This is a genomic window from Vibrio tubiashii ATCC 19109 (genome assembly GCF_000772105.1).
Lineage (GTDB): Bacteria > Pseudomonadota > Gammaproteobacteria > Enterobacterales > Vibrionaceae > Vibrio > Vibrio tubiashii.
Genome location: NZ_CP009354.1, coordinates 1,994,625 through 2,016,722, shown reverse-complemented (window position 1 = coordinate 2,016,722; position 22,098 = coordinate 1,994,625). Strand labels below are relative to the sequence as shown.

27 protein-coding genes are annotated in these 22,098 nt (G+C 44.5%); 19 read left to right on the top strand and 8 right to left on the bottom strand.

Features of this window, described 5'->3' with window-relative positions:
- Positions 1 to 12: 12 nt before the first annotated feature.
- The 15 genes from IX91_RS09120 (at position 13) to IX91_RS09050 (ending at position 13,282) form a co-directional block, all read left to right on the top strand.
- Complete coding sequence (locus IX91_RS09120) at positions 13 to 441, top strand: YscB family type III secretion system chaperone (RefSeq protein ID WP_004745584.1); 429 nt, start codon at positions 13 to 15, stop codon at positions 439 to 441.
- Positions 438 to 2,291, top strand: coding sequence for a type III secretion system outer membrane ring subunit SctC (gene sctC / locus IX91_RS09115; protein ID WP_004745583.1), 1,854 nt, complete (start codon positions 438 to 440; stop codon positions 2,289 to 2,291). The genes IX91_RS09120 and sctC overlap by 4 nt, the downstream gene beginning before the upstream one ends.
- Before the next feature lie 5 nt (positions 2,292 to 2,296).
- Positions 2,297 to 3,598 (top strand): type III secretion system inner membrane ring subunit SctD, encoded by a 1,302-nt coding sequence (gene sctD / locus IX91_RS09110; protein ID WP_004745582.1) that lies wholly within the window; start codon positions 2,297 to 2,299, stop codon positions 3,596 to 3,598.
- Positions 3,585 to 3,794: an EscE/YscE/SsaE family type III secretion system needle protein co-chaperone gene (locus IX91_RS09105; RefSeq protein ID WP_004745581.1), complete on the top strand. Its 210-nt coding sequence runs from the start codon at positions 3,585 to 3,587 to the stop codon at positions 3,792 to 3,794. The genes sctD and IX91_RS09105 overlap by 14 nt, the downstream gene beginning before the upstream one ends.
- 11 nt (positions 3,795 to 3,805) lie before the next feature.
- Positions 3,806 to 4,057, top strand: coding sequence for a type III secretion system needle filament subunit SctF (gene sctF, locus IX91_RS09100; RefSeq protein ID WP_004745580.1), 252 nt, complete (start codon positions 3,806 to 3,808; stop codon positions 4,055 to 4,057).
- A 3-nt stretch (positions 4,058 to 4,060) separates the two neighbouring features.
- Positions 4,061 to 4,420 (top strand): YscG family type III secretion system chaperone, encoded by a 360-nt coding sequence (locus IX91_RS09095; RefSeq protein ID WP_004745579.1) that lies wholly within the window; start codon positions 4,061 to 4,063, stop codon positions 4,418 to 4,420.
- An 80-nt stretch (positions 4,421 to 4,500) separates the two neighbouring features.
- Positions 4,501 to 5,046, top strand: a complete 546-nt coding sequence (locus tag IX91_RS09090; protein ID WP_236642791.1) for a YopR family T3SS polymerization control protein — start codon at positions 4,501 to 4,503, stop codon at positions 5,044 to 5,046.
- Between the two features lie 8 nt (positions 5,047 to 5,054).
- Positions 5,055 to 5,399: a type III secretion system inner rod subunit SctI gene (gene sctI, locus IX91_RS09085; protein WP_004745577.1), complete on the top strand. Its 345-nt coding sequence runs from the start codon at positions 5,055 to 5,057 to the stop codon at positions 5,397 to 5,399.
- A 3-nt stretch (positions 5,400 to 5,402) separates the two neighbouring features.
- A complete protein-coding gene (gene sctJ / locus IX91_RS09080) occupies positions 5,403 to 6,146 on the top strand; it encodes a type III secretion system inner membrane ring lipoprotein SctJ (protein ID WP_004745576.1) in 744 nt (247 codons plus the stop codon).
- The gene (gene vscK / locus IX91_RS09075) at positions 6,139 to 6,804 is read left to right on the top strand and encodes a SctK family type III secretion system sorting platform protein VscK (RefSeq protein ID WP_004745575.1); all 666 of its coding nucleotides are present in this window, start codon (positions 6,139 to 6,141) and stop codon (positions 6,802 to 6,804) included. Before sctJ ends, vscK begins: the two co-directional genes overlap by 8 nt.
- The gene (locus IX91_RS09070; RefSeq protein WP_004745574.1) at positions 6,783 to 7,415 is read left to right on the top strand and encodes an HrpE/YscL family type III secretion apparatus protein; all 633 of its coding nucleotides are present in this window, start codon (positions 6,783 to 6,785) and stop codon (positions 7,413 to 7,415) included. The genes vscK and IX91_RS09070 overlap by 22 nt, the downstream gene beginning before the upstream one ends.
- Before the next feature lie 355 nt (positions 7,416 to 7,770).
- The gene (locus IX91_RS09065) at positions 7,771 to 8,154 is read left to right on the top strand and encodes a type III secretion system chaperone (protein ID WP_004745573.1); all 384 of its coding nucleotides are present in this window, start codon (positions 7,771 to 7,773) and stop codon (positions 8,152 to 8,154) included.
- A 14-nt stretch (positions 8,155 to 8,168) separates the two neighbouring features.
- Positions 8,169 to 10,946, top strand: a complete 2,778-nt coding sequence (locus IX91_RS09060; protein ID WP_004745572.1) for an ADP-ribosyltransferase domain-containing protein — start codon at positions 8,169 to 8,171, stop codon at positions 10,944 to 10,946.
- Between the two features lie 390 nt (positions 10,947 to 11,336).
- The gene (locus IX91_RS09055) at positions 11,337 to 11,795 is read left to right on the top strand and encodes a type III secretion system chaperone (protein ID WP_004745571.1); all 459 of its coding nucleotides are present in this window, start codon (positions 11,337 to 11,339) and stop codon (positions 11,793 to 11,795) included.
- A gap of 11 nt (positions 11,796 to 11,806) precedes the next feature.
- Positions 11,807 to 13,282 (top strand): hypothetical protein, encoded by a 1,476-nt coding sequence (locus IX91_RS09050; RefSeq protein WP_004745570.1) that lies wholly within the window; start codon positions 11,807 to 11,809, stop codon positions 13,280 to 13,282.
- A 54-nt stretch (positions 13,283 to 13,336) separates the two neighbouring features.
- On the opposite strand, the gene sctU is transcribed toward IX91_RS09050, so the two are convergent.
- The 8 genes from sctU to sctN are packed head-to-tail and all read right to left on the bottom strand — an operon-like array spanning position 13,337 to position 20,007.
- The gene (gene sctU / locus IX91_RS09045) at positions 13,337 to 14,392 is read right to left on the bottom strand and encodes a type III secretion system export apparatus subunit SctU (RefSeq protein WP_004745569.1); all 1,056 of its coding nucleotides are present in this window, start codon (positions 14,390 to 14,392) and stop codon (positions 13,337 to 13,339) included.
- A gap of 9 nt (positions 14,393 to 14,401) precedes the next feature.
- The gene (gene sctT, locus IX91_RS09040; protein WP_004745568.1) at positions 14,402 to 15,193 is read right to left on the bottom strand and encodes a type III secretion system export apparatus subunit SctT; all 792 of its coding nucleotides are present in this window, start codon (positions 15,191 to 15,193) and stop codon (positions 14,402 to 14,404) included.
- Positions 15,190 to 15,456: a type III secretion system export apparatus subunit SctS gene (sctS, locus tag IX91_RS09035; protein ID WP_004745567.1), complete on the bottom strand. Its 267-nt coding sequence runs from the start codon at positions 15,454 to 15,456 to the stop codon at positions 15,190 to 15,192. Before sctS ends, sctT begins: the two co-directional genes overlap by 4 nt.
- Before the next feature lie 14 nt (positions 15,457 to 15,470).
- Positions 15,471 to 16,121 carry a SctR family type III secretion system export apparatus subunit VscR gene (gene vscR, locus IX91_RS09030; protein ID WP_004749292.1) on the bottom strand — a complete coding sequence of 217 codons (651 nt, stop codon included), beginning with the start codon at positions 16,119 to 16,121 and terminating at the stop codon, positions 15,471 to 15,473.
- A gap of 1 nt (position 16,122) precedes the next feature.
- Positions 16,123 to 17,082 carry a type III secretion system cytoplasmic ring protein SctQ gene (sctQ, locus tag IX91_RS09025; RefSeq protein WP_004745564.1) on the bottom strand — a complete coding sequence of 320 codons (960 nt, stop codon included), beginning with the start codon at positions 17,080 to 17,082 and terminating at the stop codon, positions 16,123 to 16,125.
- Positions 17,082 to 18,218, bottom strand: coding sequence for a type III secretion system needle length determinant (locus IX91_RS09020; RefSeq protein ID WP_004745563.1), 1,137 nt, complete (start codon positions 18,216 to 18,218; stop codon positions 17,082 to 17,084). Before IX91_RS09020 ends, sctQ begins: the two co-directional genes overlap by 1 nt.
- Before the next feature lie 8 nt (positions 18,219 to 18,226).
- Positions 18,227 to 18,688: a type III secretion system stalk subunit SctO gene (gene sctO, locus IX91_RS09015; RefSeq protein ID WP_004745562.1), complete on the bottom strand. Its 462-nt coding sequence runs from the start codon at positions 18,686 to 18,688 to the stop codon at positions 18,227 to 18,229.
- Positions 18,685 to 20,007, bottom strand: coding sequence for a type III secretion system ATPase SctN (gene sctN, locus IX91_RS09010; RefSeq protein ID WP_038197446.1), 1,323 nt, complete (start codon positions 20,005 to 20,007; stop codon positions 18,685 to 18,687). The genes sctO and sctN overlap by 4 nt, the downstream gene beginning before the upstream one ends.
- A 190-nt stretch (positions 20,008 to 20,197) precedes the next feature.
- On the opposite strand from sctN, the gene sctW reads away from it, so the two are divergent.
- From sctW to vscX, 4 genes are read left to right on the top strand one after another with little or no spacing between them, the layout of a single operon-like run.
- Positions 20,198 to 21,094, top strand: coding sequence for a type III secretion system gatekeeper subunit SctW (gene sctW, locus IX91_RS09005; protein ID WP_004745560.1), 897 nt, complete (start codon positions 20,198 to 20,200; stop codon positions 21,092 to 21,094).
- On the top strand, positions 21,075 to 21,359 hold the full coding sequence (locus IX91_RS09000; protein ID WP_004745559.1) for a TyeA family type III secretion system gatekeeper subunit: 285 nt from the start codon (positions 21,075 to 21,077) through the stop codon (positions 21,357 to 21,359). Before sctW ends, IX91_RS09000 begins: the two co-directional genes overlap by 20 nt.
- Positions 21,346 to 21,720, top strand: coding sequence for a type III secretion chaperone SycN (sycN, locus tag IX91_RS08995; RefSeq protein WP_004745558.1), 375 nt, complete (start codon positions 21,346 to 21,348; stop codon positions 21,718 to 21,720). Before IX91_RS09000 ends, sycN begins: the two co-directional genes overlap by 14 nt.
- The gene (gene vscX / locus IX91_RS08990) at positions 21,717 to 22,094 is read left to right on the top strand and encodes a type III secretion system protein VscX (RefSeq protein WP_004745557.1); all 378 of its coding nucleotides are present in this window, start codon (positions 21,717 to 21,719) and stop codon (positions 22,092 to 22,094) included. The genes sycN and vscX overlap by 4 nt, the downstream gene beginning before the upstream one ends.
- Positions 22,095 to 22,098 lie beyond the last annotated feature (4 nt).

Below are 22,098 nucleotides of genomic sequence, written 5' to 3'. Positions count from 1 at the left end.
AAAGGCATAACGATGCTAAATCAAATAATGAAATCTCTAGCAAATACGCTAGAGGTTAGGACTTTTACGCCCAATGAAAATGGCATTTACGAGATTGAAGTCGATCAGTTCAACGTCGAAGTTAAACAACACTCGTCTTGGATTTTATGGGAAACCGAATTGCCTTTCCACTTTGACAAAGACTTAGATTATCAAAGTGAACAGATGCTTAAGCGTTGTATGCAGTTATCTTTAAAAACAGTACGTGATGGTCAAGAGACGTTAACTCTAAACAAGGAGCAGCGTTTAGTGTTACAAGGTAAGGCTCCCTTTGACCAAATGTCTTCAGTGATCTTTCCTTCACTGCTCTCCCAACACGTTAATATGTGTGAATATTACAGTGAAATACTAGAGCATGAACGTGTAAACCGAGCAATTAACCATACAGTGTGGCTGCCATGAGAGCATTGCTTACCAAGTTCAGCTTAGTTTTTATTGTGCTATGTGCTAGTTCGACAAGTTTATTGGCTGCTCCTCTTGATTGGCCACAACGTCCATTTCGCTATTTTGCTGATAACGACTCTCTAAAAGAACTACTTAATAACTTTGGCGCAAACTATGGTGTGTCAGTTGCTGTAAGTGAAAAGGTCAGTGAAAAAATCAGTGGAAGATTCACACCAGAAAAGCCTGCTGAGTTCCTAGATTATTTGGCACAGATTTATAACCTGATGTGGTACTTTGACGGTGCTGTTCTGCACGTATACAAGGCAACAGAAACACGTTCACGGCTTCTGCAACTTGAACTACTAACAGCACGGGATTTGCGCAGTACTCTAATTTCGACCGGGGTCTGGGACTCACGTTACCGCTGGCGCGCTGTAGAGAATAAAGGTCTTATTTATCTGGCAGGTCCACCTCGTTATGTAGACCTCATTATACAGACAGCAGAAGCATTAGAGAGCCGTTTGCTACAGAAAGCAAATTCTACCGATGAACTTTATGTTGAGTTGATCCCGCTAAAATACGCTTCCGCCACTGATAGAGAGATCTCTTACCGTGATCAGAAAGTTATTGTACCTGGCATAGCAGCAGTGCTTCGTCGATTGGTATCTGGTGTGCAAACGCAAGTAGTTGACTCAAGGGAACAAAACCTCGCAGAAGATAGTGAAGGTCAAGAAGTTATTACAAAGCCTGCCTCTGTTCACGGTGGCGCAACAGTTGAAGCTGAGCCCGGATTAAATGCGATCATTGTGCGAGATACACAATCAAGGCTTCCCTTATATCGCAAGCTAATTGCCCAGTTAGATCAACCGCAATCACGAATCGAAGTTGCAGTTTCAATCGTAGATATAAGTGCAAATGACATTAGTCAGCTAGGTGTAGATTGGCGAGCGGGAGTATCTGTCGGTAACAATAGCATTATCGATATAAAAACAACCGGTGATGTTGCTGGTGGCGATGTTACTTTAGGTAGCGGTGCGACCTTTAAATCCCTGCTGGATGCGAGTAACTTGAACTATTTGCTCGCTCAGATTCGTCTATTGGAATCTCAAGGGAGTGCCCAAGTGGTTTCCCGACCGACACTATTAACGCAAGAAAATGTAGAGGCTGTCCTAAACAACAGCAATACATTCTACGTGAAACTGCTTGGTAAAGAAACGACGGCTCTTGAAGAAGTGACTTATGGAACCTTGTTGAGAATTGTGCCGCGTATCGTAGGTGATCGTTTTGCCGAACGTCCAGAAATTAACTTAAGCCTGCATTTGGAAGATGGTTCTGAGATCCCTGATGGAAGTGTTGACGATTTGCCTTCAGTACGAAAGACCGAAATCAGTACCTTAGCGACCGTGAAGCAAGGACAGAGTTTGCTGATTGGTGGTGTATATCGTGATGAAGTCAGCCATCAGCTACGCAAAGTACCACTCCTTGGTGATATTCCATTTTTAGGAGCATTGTTCAGAAGCAACACCAACACAACACGTCGCACTGTTCGAATGTTCATCATTGAACCACGTATCGTAGTAGATGGCATTGGCGACAGTGTGCTTATTGGCAATGAACACGACCTGCGCCCTCATATTGGACAGCTAAATAATATCTCCAATAACAGTACACAGTTCAAATCCGCTGTAGAGCTATACAGTTGTTCGACCCTAGAGCAAGCACAGCGTCACCAAAAGTATTTGCTGGAAAGCGATCAGTCTTCACTATTGTCAGAATGTGAATTGCCAACCGGTCAAGCAGGTTGGCGAGTTAAAGTGACACAGTGCGATTCAGAGCCACACTGTATGCGCCCGGCTAAGGAGCCTTGATAAGAATGCAACAATGGAAAATTCGTATCTTATCCGGTGTGCATTCCGGAGTGGAGGTCCCTTTACCTCAAGGTACATTAGTATTAGGAAATGACGACTTTGGTGCTGACCTTGTACTTTCAGATGCTGGGGTTGAGAGTCATCATCTGACGCTTGAGTGTACGTTAGAGAATGTCATCTTGAAAGGCTGTAGCGAAGCTTCGCTACGGGGTGAGCAGGTTGATGTTGTTAAAGACGGTGTTGAGCTAGAGCGAGGTAGTTTGGTTTCTGTTGGGGTAGTTCAGTTTGCTGTCGGACATGCAGACGATGATTTGGCAATCTTGGGCAGTGAAACAGAAGTTGTGACCAAAGATATATCCAACAAGGTGGTGAAATCTTCCACTTGGAAACGCTCTCTTTTGATTGGAGCGATGTGCAGTATGCTGCCTAGCGCTATTCTTGCGGGTATGTGGTATAGCCAGGTGAATAGCAATGCCAACGAGATTACCACGGAAGCAGAGCCGATTGTTCAAGTTAGGGATATTTTGAAGGAACTTGGGTTAGACGATGTACGTGTTGAATGGAATGCGAACGTTCACCAAGCGGTACTAGAAGGATATGTGGACGATAGTGCTCAAAAACTACAACTATTGCGTCGAATTGACTTACTAGGGATTAACTACAAAAGCGATTTACGCACCATGGAAGAGATTCGTCGCGGAGTTCGCTTTATTCTTCGAAATTTGGGTTATCACCAGGTCAAAGTTGAGAACGGTGATGAAACAGGGACCGTGCTGCTAACAGGATACATTGATGATGCGAGCCGTTGGAGTCAAGTAGAACAGATTTTAGAAAGGGATGTCCCCGGTCTCGTCGCGTGGAAGGTTGAGTTGCAGCGGGCAGGAGCGTACATGGATACGCTGAAGCAGTTGCTTGAAAAAGAATCCTTACTCAAAAAAGTCCAAATCGTCACTAGTGGTGATCGCGTGGAAGTACGCGGTGAGCTAGATGATATTGAGACGACACGCTTTTACAGCGTAACTCGAGAGTTTAGGGAACAGTATGGTGAAAAGCCGTACTTGGTTTTGAAATCTATCCCAAAAGTTAGCAAAGGAAGTAACGTTGACTTCCCATTTCGTAGTGTGAATTTTGGTCAGGTGCCTTATGTAATTTTGACAGACAATGTTCGCTATATGGTGGGTTCCCGAACTCCTCAAGGTTATCGCATTTCAAGTGTAACACCTGACGGAATTGAACTGGTGAAAGGTGGACAGGTCATCAATATTGAACTCGGATATTCAGAAGAGAATAACAATGACAGATCTTGAACAAATTTTAGATAACGATCCAACTGGAGCAGAAGTGAAGAAGCTTAAGGAGACACTTTTCCAGGCACAAACTTCGGTCAAACGAAAGCTAGATCTGGGGTGTAATCCTCAGCAATATCAATTATTAACCAAGCAACACGAAGCGTATATAGCAGCACAGGCTGTCCTTGAACAGTACGTTTCCCAGCAAAGTTAAGGAGAAATACTATGACATCTTTTTACAATGGTACTAGTACAGTCAATCTCGACGAAGTTAAAAGTAAACTTACAAGTCAGGCTACAACGGCGAATAAAAATGTGACCGACGCTATCGCAAATCTCTCAGCCAATGCAGACGATCCATCGAAATTAGCTGAGTTGCAGCACACCATCAACCAATGGTCAGTTATCTACAACATCAACTCTACAACGACCAGAGCAATTAAAGATGTGATGCAGTCCATTTTGCAAAAGGTATAACTAATGGATAGAGAAATGCGTCAGCTTTTGGCTGCAGTGGCCTTGATGGCTACAGGTATGCACTGCCATAAAGAAGCTCAATCAATCGTCGAATGTCTCGAACAAGAAGAAGGGACTGAAGAGGTGGTCGCGATGATTTTGGCGATGAGCTTAATGAATAGGGGCATGTATGAACAAGCTGAGCAGCATCTAGCTTCATTGTGTTCTGATCATGCATCTCTTATCCCTCTTGCTGCCCTGGCTGCGGGTAAAGCGGGTTTGTCTAGTAAGGCAGAGCTTTGGCTGCAACAAGCAGCGAATGGAAGTTCACAGAGTAAAGCGTTTGCTGAAAGCTTTTGTCATGATCTTAGGAACTTTGGATGATCATTGACTCAAGCTTGCAAGCTGCTGACCTAAAGAGCAGAAATGAGTTAAGCGTACATCGGCGCCAAGATGAAGCGCGAATGAGTTCATTGATGAGGGAATCAACCCAGCAAGAAATAAACGCCAAAAAAGAAGTAAATCCGCCTGTTGTTGAAGCTTCTAGTGACGTTTCCATGGTTAAAGCTTGGTATGAGAATATTAAGACTCAGCAAAATATTACTCGTCAAGCTTTGATCTCGGAACTAAAACAAGCTTTCCCCGAACTTGCTTCGCAGAAAGAAGCTATGTGGTATGCCTATAACAAAGAGAAGTCAATAAAAGGGACAGACGAAGCAAACTCGAATTTACTCGATGCGCTTAAGCAGGAGCTTGTTGGGGATTTCGCAAATGAACTTAGAGCTGTACCTCCTTCCGATAACGATCAGCTTAGGCAAATGCTATCTGAAAAATATTCACTGAGTGCTCATAAGGAACAAGCCCTTTGGCATGCTTGGGAGGATCTAAAAGCTGTTCCGGAGATGAAACCCGTTGTTGATTTGGTTCGCCAAGAGTTGAGTCTAGTTATTTCAAAAAATGCCATTGTTAAAAACATGCTCACCCATAGCCATAAGTTAGATTTGTCGTAGGAGGTCATATGATCAACACGCAATACACTGAAGTAGTACAAACAAGCCTAGAACAGGTGCAAGACGCCCAAATAGAAGACGGACTAAGTGAACGTTTCGATCAAGCGATGTCATTACCTGAAAGCAACAATGGTCTTGAAGGTGGGCTGTTGGAAAACATCAGTGAACTAAAGTCAAATATCGACAATGCTAAAAGTTCATTACAAGACAGCATGGAAGCTGTAGGAGATAACCCTGCGAAACTGCTGGAAATGCAATGGGCGCTAACGCGTATTACTTTCCAAGAAGAGTTGATTGCCAAGACTGTAGGCAAAACCACTCAAAATGTAGAAACCCTATTAAAGGCTCAGTAAGAAATGATGAATAAATTGCGTGTATTCGCCTTGGCTATGGTTGTGTTTCTTGCTGGTTGTCAAACAGAGCTTTACACCAATATAAGCCAGAAAGAAGGTAATGAGATGTTATCTATTTTGCTATCTGAAGGTGTCGTAGCAACCAAAGAGCCGGGTAAAGACAACACCGTAAAATTGATGGTGGATAGTTCGCAGATTGCGTTCGCGGTGGATGCGCTTAAGCGCAAAGGCTATCCACGTGAAGAGTTTTCAACACTAAAAGAAGTATTCCCTAAAGATGATCTAATATCATCACCATTGGCTGAACGCGCTCGTCTTATCTATGCAAAGTCTCAGGAATTATCGTCGACACTTTCTCAGATTGATGGTGTTCTTGTTGCACGAGTGCACGTGGTTCTCGAAGAAAAAGATTTACGTCCTGGAGAGCGTCCGACGCCAGCTTCAGCTTCTGTGTTCATCAAGCATGCTGCCGATGTGGCGCTAGACTCTTACGTTCCGCAAATAAAGTTGCTAGTGAACAACAGTATAGAAGGTCTTAATTACGATCGTATTAGTGTCGTAATGGTGCCGTCTGCTGAGGTTCGAATCACTCCTCAGGGGAATCAATTTGAGAGCATCCTGTCTGTTCAACTAACCAAAGACTCGGTAGATAATTTTATTGTCATTCTTCTTTTCATGGTGGCGTTAATGATTGGAACGAATGTAGCAACTTATCTTTGGTGCCGTAGGAATGTAAAACGTGGCTAACCCAGAAACACCGCTTAGTCAGGTTGTTCACCAGTTCAACTATTGTCCATGTCAGTACATGGACAGTAGCTGGCTTACTGACAAGCAGTCTTGGATAGAAAACCTAGATGGTTGGAGACATAGACCAATGCTTAACAACTGGGTGCTAAAAGAGTGGGAATTAACGCCTATTTCCGAGTCGACTTTTAACATACCGACAAACAGCGTAGCACTTTTGCCACCTGAATCCCTTAGGAAACTATTGGTCATGGTTGGCGGTGTGCTGCATTGTATATCGATGCGTCAAGTTATACTCAAGGAGCCAAAGCAACATCTACATACAGCGTTTGGGTCTGAAGGGATGCAATTCTGTATTCAGCAAGGTCCAATGCTACTTTCTGATTGGCCGGAAGGATGGCAACACAAGTTACCTAGTCAATTCGACGGCGTGAGCATTCAGGAGCAGGCGTTAAAGCTTGGCTTGATTTGGTTTAGCTTCATTCTAAAAAACTCTCCAGACAATATTCAACAGCGATGGCGTTTTAAGCTCAAACAGTCAGATTTCGCATTCTCATCAAATGTTGCTTGGTTAGAAGAAACTCAGCGTGATTTGGCATATCGACTAACTAAAAAAATCGCAAAGCAGGTTATTCCCCAATGGTTTCATTTGTTGAAATAAAAACAGACAACTTACAGCTTGCTCCGGGTTTGAAGGTACTAAAAGCTCGAGAGTACTTGAGCTACTTAGACTCCCAGCACTTGGTTGAAGCTGCCCATGCTAAAGCAGGCACCATTGTCGAGAGTGCTCAACAGGCTTACGAAAGTGAAAAACAACGTGGTTACCAAGATGGGTTACAAAAGGCGGAAATTGAAAACGCCCAGACCATGATTGCGACCCTAGCCAAATGTAATGATTACTACCTTCAGGTAGAGCAAAAAATGACCGGTGTGGTGCTTGATGCTGTACGCAAGATCATCGATACCTTTGATGACGTTGATACGACGGTCAGTGTTGTGCGTGAAGCTTTACAGTTGGTCAGTAACCAAAAGCAAGTGATTTTGCATGTTCATCCAGAACAAGTCATTGACGTTCGAGAAAAGGTTTCATCGGTATTGAGTGACTTTCCAGAAGTAGGATACGTTGAAGTGGTTGCCGATGCGCGTTTAAAAAACGGAGGCTGTATCCTTGAAACGGAAGTCGGCATCATCGACGCAAGTATTGATGGTCAGTTGCAGGCATTAAAGCAGGCTATGGAAAAGCAACTCAGTGAACGTCAAAGCTCGTTGTAACTAAACCTCTTTATTATTGCTCTCGCCAAGCTTGAGTGTGACGATTTATTGGATTGGATAAACCTATTCAATCTGACGGCAACAGTTGCTTGGTAACAAAGTCTGGCACTAAGAATTGAGAGCAAAATAGAGAGTGGCAGTCGCCACTCTTTTTTTTGTCTGCAAAACCAAATAATGCCAATTTTTTTGTCATTCAATGTAGCGCTATATCTTCACTAACATGATGAATGTTAAGTGCTGACCACCATAATGTTCGTGCTGCAAAAGAGGTTCAAGTTGATAAAAAAGGCGACTGATTCTTATATAGGCGTGTAGAGGCTGCGCTTAAACTAATAAAAAACAGAGGGTATATGCTATGAACAGAGAAGAAATTATTAACCAGTGGCTGTTAGATATATCGGAAGGTCAGTGGCAACTATTAAATGATCAGTGCAACTTAGTTGGTGACGATGGCCGCCATTTCGCCTCAATCAACCTGCTACAGAGTCGGACATTGATTATGTTTCCGTTGCACCCCTCAGAGCAGCTGGAATCAGACAGTCTTCAGCTCAAGTTATTACAGCTTAACAGCCATCCTGACGTTGTTGGGATAGCCGCTTTTTCTCTTGCTGAAGATAACGCCACTATTGTGCTTAACTTTTCAGTTTCCGATGAAGCCTTGCCAGCAACTGATCTTCAGGCTTTCTGGCAAAGCAGTCTTAATTTGCGCAATTCGCTCTTTGAAGTTCTCTCCCGATAAGCTGAGTGATCAATATGGTTTATACATATAATAATGTTACTCAGCATACATTGGGGGTATCTGTACAACCTGTGCAGGTGCAGGCGAGTACGGCAGCCAATCAGCTTTCTCAGGTTCAGTCCGTCTCGGTAAATCTAACGGGTCAGAATCTTCCCCCTTTACCGAAAGGTAATCACGAGCCCGTTGCACTCAAGCAGGTTGAAGCTGAGTTTAATAAAGCGGTGATGCGGGTCGCCGAATACGAAGGCAGCGTAGTAGACAGCATTCTCACCAAAGTGAAACAGCAGTTTCCGCAAGAAGCGCCTGCTATGCAGATGCATATTGCTTCCACTGCCGCTGATAAAGTCAAAGCGGCCAACCATAGCTTCGAAATGAATCACCTTGGCAATAAATTACTCACAATGCCCGCGGTAGAGTATATGTCCCAGTCGTATCTCAGGCGTGTTTTAGAAAATGCAGAAAAGCTTGAGAATGCAGGCGTGAAACTTCATCTCGGTGATGAGGGAGGAGCTGGGTTTTTAGCAGGTTGGAATACTAGCGATGATCAGTTGTGGGGCGAGCAGATGAACAAGCTGGTTAACGGAAAAGTGAATGCCCGTGTTCTGACAACTGCTGGATATATGTTTCAGGAGAACTTCCGGCTTCATTTCGACAAAATTGCTGACTCGATTAACACACCGCTCTGGAATGAGAAGAACAGCCCTGAAAATGCGCGTGTTGATATTTTCAACGGAAGTAGCCTGAAAAAGGGCCCTCCAGTCACGGTCCAGCCTCACGGTACTGCATGGTTGAAATACGCCACCTGGAACTTGACTGAAAACATGGGCCATGAACGACATCAGCAGATAGTCGCTTCCCGTAATCATGATACGTACGATACGAGCGAGCTGTATAAACACGTTGAACCTGCCTTGTATCGTGATGAAAGCAGCGGTTTAACGGAGCGCGAGAAGGCTACCCCTGGTTTTTCTGTTTGGGAGGTGCGTGATTCTGAAGTAAAAACCGTCGGTCAGGATAACGAGGTTTCGGTCAACTGGAAGAAGCAGAACCTTGATAAAGGTCTGCCTATGTTTTCTGGGCCATCAAGTACAACCAGTTATATGTATGAGGTAGTGCGCTTACTGGATATACCAGACAATGAAGTACAGTCATTCCGCGCGATGCTGCTAGGCTGGATGATACAAGGCCGAGATCACAGTTTTACCGAGATCATGGGCGCGTTTGATGCTTATGCGCAGGAAAGAGAGGAAGGAGGGGTGGCCACGACAAGGGGCGACGCGAAACTGGCCTGGGAAATGCGCAAAACTAAGCAGTGGGAAACGGCTTACGAGAACCTTTTCACCGAAGACATCAACCTTCCGGCGCAGGAAGCAAAAACAGTCCGGGTCAAAGGCCAGGAGATCCGTTTGCCGGCGATACCCGCGGTGCATATGACAAAGGCTGAGTTCGATCGGAAGATCACTGGTGGCGACGGCTACCCATCGCAGTACGCATCGAGCGATAACCTTAAAGTTATCCGCGATGACCTCTCGAACAAGGGTTTTTCTACGGTGCGTTCCGGTTTGGCTGCTGAAAAGGTGATGTATGGCGCATACAACCCGGTGACGAATGCTCTATTCGACTCTAGCAGCGAGGCTCGGCCTGTCTCTATCCCTGAACATGCAGGAACTGATATGTCGGCGGCTTTTTTTGATGCCGATAAAGATAAGGCTATGAATGATTGGCTGAGCCAGCAGTCTCCGGATGAGTACGAGAAACTGCTAGATGACGCTGCTTCTCTCTTCGCGGAGTCGTCTCAAGAGCAGTCTTTGGGACACATATATACACGCGAAAACAGCCCAAATAACTATGTGCTGGAGGCGTTTCTTCTCGACAAGAGAACCAACATGCTGCTGCATAGCGATGCGCTTAATCTAGATAATTCAGGTGAGAGTAACGTGTCAGCTTTGGTTAAACTGGCTGGAAAGGAGGCCACTCAGGAGGCCCGTCAGCAAGCCGTTCTGGGAGCTGTAGGGGATAACCGTACTGCCCAAGATGCACTGATTAAAGGGATGCTATTAGCAGTTCAGCGCTTCTGGACGGGTGAGCCGACCGAAGCTTTTAACCCAGGCTATTCATCGCAGTACGGTTCACCTAAAGACGACATTGAGTTTAACTTGCGTTTTGAGGGGGCAATGCGCAACCTCAAAGGGGGCCCATCTGTTGATAAGCTTGATGATGTACGTGAAGAGGCTATTAAACTACGTAATATGTTGAGGGCTGCTATCCATTCCCCACTATTTGAAGGAACAACAGAGCCGGTCTACCGGGGTGTTTCTCAATATGTTGGCCAGGAACTACTAGCTCTTAAACCTGGCGAAGAGTACAAATTCCCTGGATTTATGAGCACCTCCAGAGAGCCGGGCGTCGGCTTAGATTATGCTAATGGAGCTTTTGTTGTTATTAATCCGCCCAAAACGGGTTCTCTTGGTGCAGATATAGTGGGTATAAGTAAGGCGCCTGCTGAGAAAGAGGTACTTGTGGCTGATGATACAGTGCTTCAGTTGGATAAGACATTTACTCTTAATATAACGAAAGAGATCCCAAGTACGGCGACCGGAATCAGAAGGCGTCAGTATGAAATGGGCTTGAGGCAGGCGCCAATCAAAATAAATGTTATGACGCCAGATGGCCAGGCTTCACCTGAAGGTGAAGTACTTCTCAAGGATGTGATTGCGGATATAAAAGCTAAGCCCAAAGCCAACTACTTTGGTGAGCCGATCAAGGTGGCGGTACTCAATGTAAAAAGCTAGATGAATCATGCTTATAAACGACATCATTAATTTATGAGTCATTAATCGGGCCTGCTCTCATTATCAATTTAATGGGAGCAGGCTCGGCTATTTCATGTCCCTCATAACTTTTAGGGTCTGCTGACCTTTTGCGGTTATATTTTGCCCGGACTCTACGATCAGCATTTGTATACCTTTTCTACTGCGTTACCCGTTCATTGGTTACGGCTGCGCCATTTCAAAAATTTTCCTTGTATAAATAACCTACAAACTGCTGCAAAAATCAGCTTGATAGTTTTGTGGTAAGTATCACAGCGCATTGACGAAAGTAACAAAATTAGAGCTATTTACGACATCGTTCAATAAGTAATCGTTGTTCAATAGATTTCAGTGAAACAAAAAGGAAAAACAATGAAATCAATACAACGTTTACTTGATGAATTCTGTTCTCTCAATGAGCTTCCACCACTGCATATTGAAAATAATGGTCGTTGTCAGTTGCTTGTCGACGATCGCACACTGCTCTATTTTATCGCCACAGAAGACAATGAACTTTTGTTATCTGCTCGTGTGGGTGCATTGCCAAAGCAGGGTAGCTTAAGGAGCCGAGGTTTAGAGCTGTTGGCAAGAGCAAATTATTATGGGTTAGGTTGCGGCGGTCTGAATCTCGCCATATCACCAGATGGACGTCAAGTCATTCTGTTTGGTCGAAAAGCTCTAGAATTGCTAGATGCAGCAAATCTCACCCAGTGGTTCGATGAATTCAATCAACAAAGCTCGGAGTGGTCAGCGCGATTTTCCATGTTAGACCGTGATATTCCGCTCAGTGAATCAAATCAACAAGCCTTTGCTCAGCAACTACGTGTATAGAGGAAGATATTATGGTGAATCCAGTAAAAGTTGGCCAAGCTAGTGTGCCAGATTTAGACCAGTTCCGTGCGGTTGCGGCTGCCAAAGATGACCGTGTAATCAGTAAAAAAGGTGAGGTTAAAGAGCCATCGACCTTCCATAAAGGGCATAAATACGCTGCGATTAGCGAAAATGTGCTTAAGCAAAAATACAACAAGTACTTTCAAGAGAATATAAAAACCCATTTAGACTTAAAGCAAGCGCTGATAAAGGAAGAAAAGTACGACACAGCTATGTTGGCCTACTCTCTTGTTAGCCCTTCAGGGTATAGAGGGGAGCCTCTGACAGAACGAAAAATCTTAGAGGTTGTCAGTCTTTTAGATGAAGTTAAAGTTGATGGAAATACTTACCAAGAGCTCAAAAACAATTTTGATGCAATAAGCAAAGATGCTCGACTTCAAGCGAGCTTAGAGACCCAATATCCGGGTAAGATGGACGGATTTGGTGCTGAGCTGCTCGAGATGGCGAAAGACAAACTAAAAGGGCCTGGGGTTAACGCGGCTATTAACCTGCTACTACCGGGGGTGGGGTTGATTGTCGCTACCGGTCGAGAATTGCACAAGGCTTCTATCAACGGGGATGCTGAGGCATATCATCACCAACTAGAGCAGGTTTCGCACTTGCCAGGACGAGACCAACGTTTATCTTTACCAATGGAGCAAGCGCTTGCCATTGGTCACGCAAAACTGTCTGCTGAAGGAGGGATAGGTGCCACGTTAGGAATGGCAACAGGAGGACTAGGTACATTTGGCGTAACTCCAGTGGCTACAGCAGGTGTGCTTCCTTTAGCTAAGGAAGCAATCGGAACTGTTGCGGCGTCGGGTATTATTAGCGGTGGCGGCTTTGTTGCGGGGCAGGCTGGTAGTTATGTTCTAAACAAAGAAGCAACTGAGTCATTGGCTGAGGAGGCCAACTCAGGTGTGTTGCCAAGGCTTGAGGTTGCCAATACAAAAGGAAACTTCACTTTTAGTATGCAAGACGCCGCATCGGTAAGAGCTCTTATGGTTTATCTAGGGCCAAAAGAGGACACAAACTTGACGGGCCCGGACGCTCCAGTAGAAGCTAAAGAGATGGAGAATGCTCGGTTAGCATTAAAGAAAATGCTCGGCTCGGCACCTAGTGAGCATTTGGTCCCAGACACCGACGCTATATTGAAGCTTAGCGAAGAAGATGAACCTAGCGAAACAGAGAAAGTGGCGACGGGCGCACTGAGAAAACTTCTCAACGAAGATTGGAACTGGTTGATGCCAGCAGTACGTTGCTTAGACGAAGGTAAGGCAGATCAGATCAATAAAAAGTTGACCTATAAATTGCCATTAGACGCCCCCAATGGCCGCGTAATGCTAGATAAGAGTCCTAACTTAAAAGATGAGCAAATTGATGCACTGGAGAGAATGGGTTCACCAAGCCAATTAAGGTTGCTCTATTTAGCAGAAGGCTGGGTATAATAAAAGGAGCGCAAGCTCCTTTTTAATATATGTAACTGTATGTTTTAACGGTTTTTATTGGTTGGTTTCTACTGAATCTAAAGAAGCTACCCACCTTAGAATCTCTGCTGTTGCCTCAATCAGATCTCCGGGGATGTATTGATCAAGTTGGCCATCGGCGTAAAGTGCCCGAGCTAGAGGAACCTTCTGCATTACCGGAATTCCTTCTTCCTGTGCGATTTTAATCATACGTTTTGCCATGGCATCGGTTTCTTTCAAAGTGATGATTGGAAGAGGGGTTTCCCCTTTTTTGTAGTAGAGACCGATGGCGATGTGGGTAGGGTTTGTTACTAATACGTTGGAACGCTTAACATTTTCACGTTGGTTAGATGCTTGAAGTTCTTGGTGTAATTGACGGCGTTTGCTTTTGATTTCTGGACTACCTTCCATTTCTTTATATTCGCGCTTAACTTCGTCTTTAGTCATTTTCAGTTTCTTAGTGTGATCGTATTTTTGGTAGGCAAAATCAGCTGCAGCAATCACAATAAACCCGACAGAAGAGATAATCATAAGCTGCTTAATCAACACGCCAGCTATGGTTGGAACGCAGTTTAGTCCACAGGTAGGGACTTGTAACAATGTATTCAGGTTGCCGCGAAGGGTAACCCAAATAATGCATGAAAGCAGACTGACTTTAAGTATCGATTTAATAAATTCGATAACACTTTTGAGTGAAAAAATCCGTTTTGCCCCCTCGACAGGGTTCACTTTTTTGATTTCAGGTTTAACAGATTCTCCGGTAAACAGAAAACCAAATTGGCCCATGTTGGCGAAAACTGCAACGAGTGCTGCAACAAGAATGATTGGAGCCAAGAGATAAGCCATTTCTTTAGCAATCGAGATGGCGACATCAAGCAACGCATCTTGAAAGCCTTGATAGGCCAGTTCACTGGGAAGTAGCAACAGGGCGGAAATGTGTTCAAGGTAATAATCTGAAAATGCAAACAGTACAGCAATGAGCACCAGTATCAATGAGGATGAGACGATTTCTTGGCTTTTTGCTACCTGGCCTTTTTGTCTCGCGTCACGAAGTTTTTTCGGGGTGGGTTGTTCAGTTTTTTCACCGCTCATATCTCAATCCTAGTGGCTTAGCCAAATGGGGTTTAGTAATTCGACAAACAAGGTGATATTGGGGAACAGGTCTTGATAGTGGTCCATCATCAAAGCGAGATAAAAAATCAGTAAAACACTCGCAACGGCACTTTTAATTGGCATAGCGAGGAAGAATACGTTGAGCTGAGGAGCAAATCGGCTAATGAGTGCAAGCCCAAACTCTGATAAGAACATCGCTAATACTAATGGTGCAGACATTAAGACTCCAAGCCATAACATTTGCTGGAACTGCCCGTAAAAGAATGTTACCCAAGCGTCGGTTACCGTTGGAAAGAAATCAATAACGGGCCATGAGTTATAACTTTTGAAAATCGCGTACATAAATGCGATATAGCCACCACCAGAAAAGAAGAGGGTTATGAGCGTTTGCGTCAACAGAACGGCTGTTGGCGTCGATTGTGACCCTAGTGTAGGGTTAAACATTCCTGCCATTGCAGCTCCGCGTTGGTTGTCGATCAAGAAACCACTAGCTTCCACTGCCCAAAATGGAATCGCTGCTATAAAGCCGATCAAAAGGCCCAATAAGATCTCTTTGCCAAGGATAACCATAATCCACAGCCCGTCAATCTCGGTAGGTAAGGCGTGCTGATTTATGATTGGAAAAATAAATAGTGCCAGTGAGCACAGGACACCATTGCGGACCATAGTGCCACCTAACATCTGTTTGCTCAAAATAGGCAAAAAGATAAAACACGCCATCATTCGAGGTAGCGCTAAGCTGTAGACAAATAAAGCTTGATGGAGATCTTCGTAGTTCATCGTATCTGCGGGATCTTATCCATTGTAAGCGCGGCAAATGAATGCAGCTCGGCACCTAACCATTGGGTAGTGACAAACAGAGTAATGATGACCGCAATCAGCTTAACGACAAATCCGAGAGTCTGCTCTTGGACCTGAGTCAGCGCTTGTATCAGTGAGACCAAAGTACCGACAAAGGCAGCAACTAAAATGGGAGGCAGCGATAGTACCAAGACAAGTGTTAGTGCTTGTGTCGTAAAGTGAATGATTTCTGAAGGGTTCATAGCTAAATACCTTGTCAACCGTAACTCAACACGAGACCGTGAGTTAACTTGGTCCAGCCATCAAGTAGTACAAATAGCAGCAGTTTAAAAGGCAGCGAAATGGTCATAGGGGATACCATCATCATCCCCATTGCCAACAGAATGTTTGACACAATCAAATCGATGGCGATAAAGGGAAGATAAAGTAAAAAACCTATTTCAAAAGCCCGAGTGAGTTCACTGACGGTAAATGCAGGCAATAAGAGCAATAAGCTGTCAGATTCAAGTCGGTCGACGTACTTTTGCGGCCATAAAGTTCGCGCAGCATCGGTGAAAAATGCGGCTTCTGTCTCTCGAATATGTTTTTTTAAAAACTCGCGATAGGGCTGCATCCCACTTTCAATTAGTCCCTCAACACTTGCTGAATCCTCTAGAGAAATCTCGTTTGCCTTCACATAGTCATAGGTTTCGAAGCCAACGGGTGCCATGATAAAAATAGATAAAATGATCGCAAGACCATACAACGCCATGTTAGGCGGTATTTGTTGCACGCCTAATGCATTTCGCAACAATGAAAAGACGACCGCAAGTTTGACGAAAGAGGTGGCCATCATTGCGATGAAAGGAATCAACGCCAGTAGCGCAAGGCTGACGATGAGATTGAGTTCGTCTGGCAGCTGAATCATATTAAGCGTTCTCGCCGATAAAAATTTCTAACAAGCGAACACCGAGCTTATCGTTAACATTAACAAGCTCACATTGACCTATCACTTTGCCATTGGCTCTTAATGTCACCGGTTTGGTTATGGGTTGGTCTAACTCAAAAACATAGCCAGGTTGAAGCTGAGTAAGTTGCTCTAAGGTTATCGCCTGCTGGCCAACATCAAAAGTAAGGTCAACTGGAAGTTGTTGATGATCGGTAATCGGCTCTTGGTTATGTAAATCGTTCATAGTTGGTTCTTTTTCCAGTATTTGAATGGTTTGGTCTTCAAGCTTGCATCGCCATAGATTTTTGCCCGATAGCTGAAAAACAACTTGCTGTTCAGCAACATAGCAGTGATCAAAAAAGACAACATCGCCTTGTTCAAGTGCAGTGAAGTCGCTAACCGATAATTGAGTGGTGCCAAGGCACAACCAGATTGGCAGAGTGATTTTCTGATTGATTTTGGAGGATAGAGGTGGCAGAGCTTCGACGAGAACGTTGTTGCCTTGGCTCAGCCAAAGGCAAAGTGTATTGTTGTTGTCCTTGGCAGTTAACATCAAGGTTTGACCTTGAGTGCTTTCTATCGTAATGGGTTCCAACTTGCTTAGAACCGGAAGCTGCCCAAACTGCTGTTTTAACTCACGCACATATGGCTCCAACTGAGCACCCAATAGCTCGAGCTGAAGCGAATCTGGTAGTGAGTCGAAAGAAGTCTCTTTAAGGATATCGCCAAGCCATTGCTGTAATTGTGCCGATGCCAAGTCGATGTGTAGAGTTTGACTACCAATTATCGCTGTGAGTCGATACCCCGAAAACTGCGGCTTTTCCGCGATAGTGATTGATAAGCTCCCTCCATTATTGCCATGGAAGTAACATTGTTTTGTGCAAAGGCGATTAATCAGTTCAACGCTTTCGGCTTCGATTTTAGGAAACGCTATTTTCATCAGTTTTCCTCCGGCTGCCATTCTTCATAAATGCTGCGCTGTTGACGTGAATGCTGCTGGTCATGCTGTTGGTCTGCTTGTTCTGTGACGGTGATTCTAATCGGTTGATCTAAGTTAAGACGATTAAGCCTTTCGGATAATTCTTGGCGTGCCTGCTGGTTAATGACTGAAAGAGCGTTATCTTGACGGATTGTCACACTATAACCTTGGTTATCTAACTTAATTTGGATCTCCCCACCTTTTAGCTGACCGTCATTGAGAAGTAAGCGCACCTCTTTCGATGTGGTGGCATTCGGTAGCGATACTTGGATCTGCTCTACAAGTTGTTTGACGAGGTGAGACAGCTCGTGTTGAGTTGGCTGAGAAGCTTGATTGGTCATGCTCCTTAATATGAGTTCCCCCTGAGTCATCACATTAGAGGACTGAATTTGAGTTGTTTCTGTTTTAGGTGTTGAAGGTGTCTCGAGTCGTTCAAAAGTAATCTCTTTTACTTCAGTACTGGATGCTCCACGGCCTAGAACTGAGAGATTTGATTCACTTTTGCTATTGCCTAAAGAAGCAGAGCTGCCCTCTATTGGATTTTTGTGCTTTTTATCCTTTGGTGACAAATCAGAATCTTGTCTTTGACTATTACTTTGAGCAAGTGGGAGCTCCACTCCTCGATTTGACGAGAGCTTGCCCTTATCGGCAGGGAGGCTTTCTACAGCATTCGTTTGTGCAGAATCTTTATCGACGGTTTTCTTCTTGTTTGATTGTTTTTTGTCGGTTACAACTTCTTCAAAATGAGATTGTAAGATACGAGCATCTTTAGTTTCGAACTCATTAAGAGTTTGCTCCGATTGCATCCCATCCGCTGAAGCGTTCTTAATCGATTGGTTTGTAGAGTCAATTGAAACTTCAATATCAGAAGGCAAATGGTAGACTTTTTCACTTTTTGAGTTGAGATGGGCTTCATCCATACCAGTGGGAACCGAGCTATTGGTAATCTCTGCTTTTCTTTTGGTCTGTTTTTTGTCAGCCATCGCATTTTCGAAGCGAGATTGCAGGCGATTTGGGTCCTGCTCTAAAGCTTTTCCAGAGTGTATTTTTTGAGATGGATTTAGGGTCTGACCGTCAATGTTTTGCTTAATTTGCATTGTTCCCTCTACATTACCGCGACAGTGCGAAATTCTTCTTGTTCCAGTTCTTCTTGATGTTGTGCTAGCAGTTCTTTCTCTGCTCGCTCTTGTTCATATAGCTGAACAAACTTTTCGGTGGTTTTGTGTGCTTGTAAGGCGGCTTTTTTCTTGTCTTGCAAGAGTCGCTGTTCTTCTTCAAGTGCTTTCTTTGTTTCTGCAGATTTTTGCTTGAGCTCGGCTTCGCGTTCTCGTAACAGAGCAATTTCTTGTCGTAACGTTTCCAATTCCTTGAGCAAGACAGTACTTTGCTTGGCTTTGGCAAAGCGCCGTTCTTCTTCTTGCTCGCGCCAGTGATGGTATTCTTTGACCGTTTGTTCTGCTTTTAACGCGAGCGCGGAGGCGCGGGAAACTCGGTACTCTTGCTGCTGGACGGCCTTATCGGCTTTGTCAGCACGAATTTTTTTGATGTGCAGAAGCTGGGCAATCATTGGTTAGCAATTCCCGTAAGTTGTTCAACCGCGCCTGTTAAGTCGCTTGGCTCATGAGTACCCTGACGAAGAAAAGTGCGGATGTTTTCGCTTTGAGCAATTGCCATATCTGCTCTAGGGTCTGTGCCTTGTTGGTATTCACCAATCTTAATTAGCAACTCGACTTCCTCGTATTTTGCTAACATTTCACGCATATGAGCCGCAGACTCTTTGTGCGAATCATCAACTATCTGATTCATTACGCGACTTGCAGAGCGTAGTACGTCAATCGCGGGATAATGGTTGGTTGCCGCGAGCTTCCTAGACAGAATAATGTGCCCATCGAGTATTGAACGTGTTTCATCGGCGACGGGCTCTGTCATGTCGTCACCCTCGACTAACACAGTATAAAGAGCCGTAATTGAGCCTTTATCTGATTGTCCAGCACGCTCCATCAACTTAGGCAATGCTGCAAAAACTGATGGCGGATATCCACGTCGTGTAGGTGGCTCACCGGCCGCTAAGCCAATCTCTCGTTGAGCGCGGGCAAAACGAGTGACTGAATCCATGAGTAGAAGAACGCGTTTTCCTTGGTCGCGAAAATACTCGGCAATAGACGTCGCCACGAAAGCAGCTTTTGCACGCTCCATCGCAGGGCGATCTGATGTCGCGACGACCAGTACAGAGCGCGCCATACCTTCTTCACCAAGGTCATGTTCTATAAATTCTCGAACTTCCCGTCCACGTTCACCTATAAGAGCAAGTACAGTGACATCGACGTCAGCAGAACGAATAAGTTTGGCTAGTAAGGTGCTCTTACCGCCACCAGCAGCAGCAAAAATACCCATCCGTTGGCCTTCACCGCAGGTAAGTAGGCCATCAATTGACCGGACACCTAGTGAAATGGGTTTTTCTATCAATTTGCGTTGCATCGGTGGTGGTGCATCTTGATAGACGGGATACCAAGAGGTAGGTTCTTGCATTTGCCCGCCATCAAACGGACGGCCAAGCCCATCAAGAATCTTACCTAGCAAATGTTCACCGACACCAACTTCGTGCATTTTACCTAATGGGCTAACTTCAGTGTTGGACGAAATACCAAACATGTTGCCAAGCGGGGTTAGCAGTGCGTGGTGTTGTTGGAAACCCACAACTTCGGCTAACAAAGACAAAGTTTGGTCAGGATTACGGAGTTCGCAAAGCTCTCCCACGCGTACCCCTGGAACTACAGCTTTGATGATCGTACCAGTCACTTGAGTAACACGCCCTCGGATCTGGATCAGTCGCGTTTGTTTAATAGCGGATTGCTGAGTATCGGTAATATAGGAAAACTGGTTCAAACTAAAATTAATGCACAATGATTGATGATTGCGAGAATAGGTTTTAGGGCGTTCTATTTATAGTGACTATTAGTCGGGAGTTTTTAGAAAACTAAAAAAGGGCTAAAAAAACGCGTCTGATTTTGACAGCTTGGAATGAGGGTGCTCAATATAATCGCTCTATAAATTGGGAAAATTGGAGCGTGAGTGAATGAGTACGATCAACAATCAAGTCACTACAAATTCGAAATTTGATGCGTCCGTAAGAGTTAGCCAAGATAGTGGTCGTCATGATATTGCTAGTAGCAAAGGTACCTATCGAGGAGAAACGGTCAGAGTGCACAATGCTACTCAGTCGCTATTCGATGCGATGGAGGAGTTGACGTCACTCGGCTCAGAAAAAGCAGAAAAAGACCTTAGCAAACGTAAAGTCAAAGATAGTGGCTCACGTGTTAATGAAGTTCACGAATTGGTCTCTGAGTATCTAAAGAAAGTTCCTGATTTAGAGAAAAACCAAAAAATTAAAGACCTTGCTGCCAAGATGGCAGGTGGCAATATTTCGACGATTGCACAATTGCAAGCTTATCTAAATGGTTTTTCAGAAGAAAAAAGCCACCAATACCTCGCATTGAAAGCGGCGAAGGAGTACCTCAAAGCAGGCCCAGACAATAAGCACCTGCTGGCGGTTATAGATCAAGCCTTAACGAAGATGGAGCAAAGTCCGGATTCCTGGTCTCAGATCGATACCGAAATCCGCGTTTCGCAATTTGCAGATGATTTTAGTCGGGAGCAAGAGTTCAGCAGCTTGCATCAGTTGCGAGGTTTCTATCGGGATACTGTGCATAGCTATCAAGGATTAGGAGCTGCATATCAGGACGTCGTCGAGCGATTCGGTTCACAGGAAGTATCGACCGCTGTGGAGTTCATGTTGCAAGGCATGAGTGCAGATTTGAGTGTTCAAGGTAGCACGATTGACTCGGTAAAACTGCAACTACTGATGTCTGATATGCAGAAGCTAAAAACCTTAAACACGCTTCAGGACCAGGTACGCGGTCTGTTTCAAATGTTTCAACCGCAAAGGATGAGTCATGGCTTATCAGGATTCTGACTTAATGGCTGACATCATCGCTTTGGTTGAACAACGATGGGTGGGTGCTGAAGCGGTTTGGAAGTTAGCTGAATCAATGGGTTTAATCTTGGTTGAACAAAAAATAGGTTTCTTCCGCGAGTTACACAAGTTGGTTCGACATATACCTGTAGACGTGTTCGCAGACGATGAGCAAAGACAAAACTTAATTCGAGCAGTGCAAACGGCACTCGATGAAGCTGTTGATAAAGAAGAAGAGGAAGCATGGGAAGATGAATTGGATTGACTCATCAGTGGATGATTTTTGTCGAGGAATGGGTCTAGATACAGTTGATTTTGCATCAACTGGTCGGGTGCAGTTGACATTCCAACTGAGTGGAACTCTCCATATAGAAAGACATCAGGACAACCTATTTTTGATGCTTTCAAGGGGGATCTCATGGCATCAATCGAGCGACCTGCTTAAAGATGCATTAGCACTGTGTAACTTTGATAATGGCTGGCCGTTTTCGGTTCGTACGGGATTGTTAGGAGAAGAAACTCTCGTATTCTCAGCACAAATCAATGGTGAGGAGGTGACAATACCGTCCTTAGAACAAGCTTTTGCGTTACTGATTCGACTTCATAATGAAGTGGTTGGACAATGAATAAAATAAGCACACTAAATGTTGGAATAGAAGCATTTAGTCATCTTACAACTGAACAAGCTGAACACGACTTTCCGCAACGTTTTCAACTGTTGCCCGATGGCCAAGCGATAGCAACACACTTAGAACGTTTATATGATCTCCGTCCATCTGACCAATACCTCTTAAAGTTGGCTAAGCCAAAGTTAACGCAATCTGATCTATTGAGGCCAGAAAAGTATCGTGAACAGTTTGACCAAACTTTAGACACTATCAAGGTGTTAGCAGTTCAGCAGGATTCTAAAACACTAACTTCAGCAGCAAAAACGCTAGAGAGCAGCCAACTAGATCAACGTTATCTAACCATGGCGCTTAATCTATTGATTCAGGTCTAACGTG

Excerpts from the sequence above, each read along its gene's own strand:
- sctC (WP_004745583.1), top strand. The coding sequence starts at position 438 with ATGAGAGCATTGCTTACCAAGTTCAGCTTAGTTTTTATTGTGCTATGT.
- sctT (WP_004745568.1), bottom strand. The coding sequence starts at position 15,193 with ATGAACTACGAAGATCTCCATCAAGCTTTATTTGTCTACAGCTTAGCG.
- IX91_RS09090 (WP_236642791.1), top strand. The coding sequence starts at position 4,501 with ATGAGTTCATTGATGAGGGAATCAACCCAGCAAGAAATAAACGCCAAA.
- IX91_RS09095 (WP_004745579.1), top strand. The coding sequence starts at position 4,061 with ATGGATAGAGAAATGCGTCAGCTTTTGGCTGCAGTGGCCTTGATGGCT.
- IX91_RS09055 (WP_004745571.1), top strand. The coding sequence starts at position 11,337 with ATGAAATCAATACAACGTTTACTTGATGAATTCTGTTCTCTCAATGAG.
- sctO (WP_004745562.1), bottom strand. The coding sequence starts at position 18,688 with ATGATTGCCCAGCTTCTGCACATCAAAAAAATTCGTGCTGACAAAGCC.
- vscX (WP_004745557.1), top strand. The coding sequence starts at position 21,717 with ATGAATAAAATAAGCACACTAAATGTTGGAATAGAAGCATTTAGTCAT.
- sctQ (WP_004745564.1), bottom strand. The coding sequence starts at position 17,082 with ATGAAAATAGCGTTTCCTAAAATCGAAGCCGAAAGCGTTGAACTGATT.
- sycN (WP_004745558.1), top strand. The coding sequence starts at position 21,346 with ATGAATTGGATTGACTCATCAGTGGATGATTTTTGTCGAGGAATGGGT.
- sctD (WP_004745582.1), top strand. The coding sequence starts at position 2,297 with ATGCAACAATGGAAAATTCGTATCTTATCCGGTGTGCATTCCGGAGTG.
- sctF (WP_004745580.1), top strand. The coding sequence starts at position 3,806 with ATGACATCTTTTTACAATGGTACTAGTACAGTCAATCTCGACGAAGTT.
- IX91_RS09000 (WP_004745559.1), top strand. The coding sequence starts at position 21,075 with ATGGCTTATCAGGATTCTGACTTAATGGCTGACATCATCGCTTTGGTT.
- IX91_RS09070 (WP_004745574.1), top strand. The coding sequence starts at position 6,783 with ATGGTTTCATTTGTTGAAATAAAAACAGACAACTTACAGCTTGCTCCG.
- sctW (WP_004745560.1), top strand. The coding sequence starts at position 20,198 with ATGAGTACGATCAACAATCAAGTCACTACAAATTCGAAATTTGATGCG.
- sctS (WP_004745567.1), bottom strand. The coding sequence starts at position 15,456 with ATGAACCCTTCAGAAATCATTCACTTTACGACACAAGCACTAACACTT.
- sctI (WP_004745577.1), top strand. The coding sequence starts at position 5,055 with ATGATCAACACGCAATACACTGAAGTAGTACAAACAAGCCTAGAACAG.
- sctU (WP_004745569.1), bottom strand. The coding sequence starts at position 14,392 with ATGAGCGGTGAAAAAACTGAACAACCCACCCCGAAAAAACTTCGTGAC.
- IX91_RS09060 (WP_004745572.1), top strand. The coding sequence starts at position 8,169 with ATGGTTTATACATATAATAATGTTACTCAGCATACATTGGGGGTATCT.
- IX91_RS09020 (WP_004745563.1), bottom strand. The coding sequence starts at position 18,218 with ATGCAAATTAAGCAAAACATTGACGGTCAGACCCTAAATCCATCTCAA.
- IX91_RS09050 (WP_004745570.1), top strand. The coding sequence starts at position 11,807 with ATGGTGAATCCAGTAAAAGTTGGCCAAGCTAGTGTGCCAGATTTAGAC.
- vscR (WP_004749292.1), bottom strand. The coding sequence starts at position 16,121 with ATGATTCAGCTGCCAGACGAACTCAATCTCATCGTCAGCCTTGCGCTA.
- IX91_RS09120 (WP_004745584.1), top strand. The coding sequence starts at position 13 with ATGCTAAATCAAATAATGAAATCTCTAGCAAATACGCTAGAGGTTAGG.
- IX91_RS09065 (WP_004745573.1), top strand. The coding sequence starts at position 7,771 with ATGAACAGAGAAGAAATTATTAACCAGTGGCTGTTAGATATATCGGAA.
- IX91_RS09105 (WP_004745581.1), top strand. The coding sequence starts at position 3,585 with ATGACAGATCTTGAACAAATTTTAGATAACGATCCAACTGGAGCAGAA.
- sctJ (WP_004745576.1), top strand. The coding sequence starts at position 5,403 with ATGATGAATAAATTGCGTGTATTCGCCTTGGCTATGGTTGTGTTTCTT.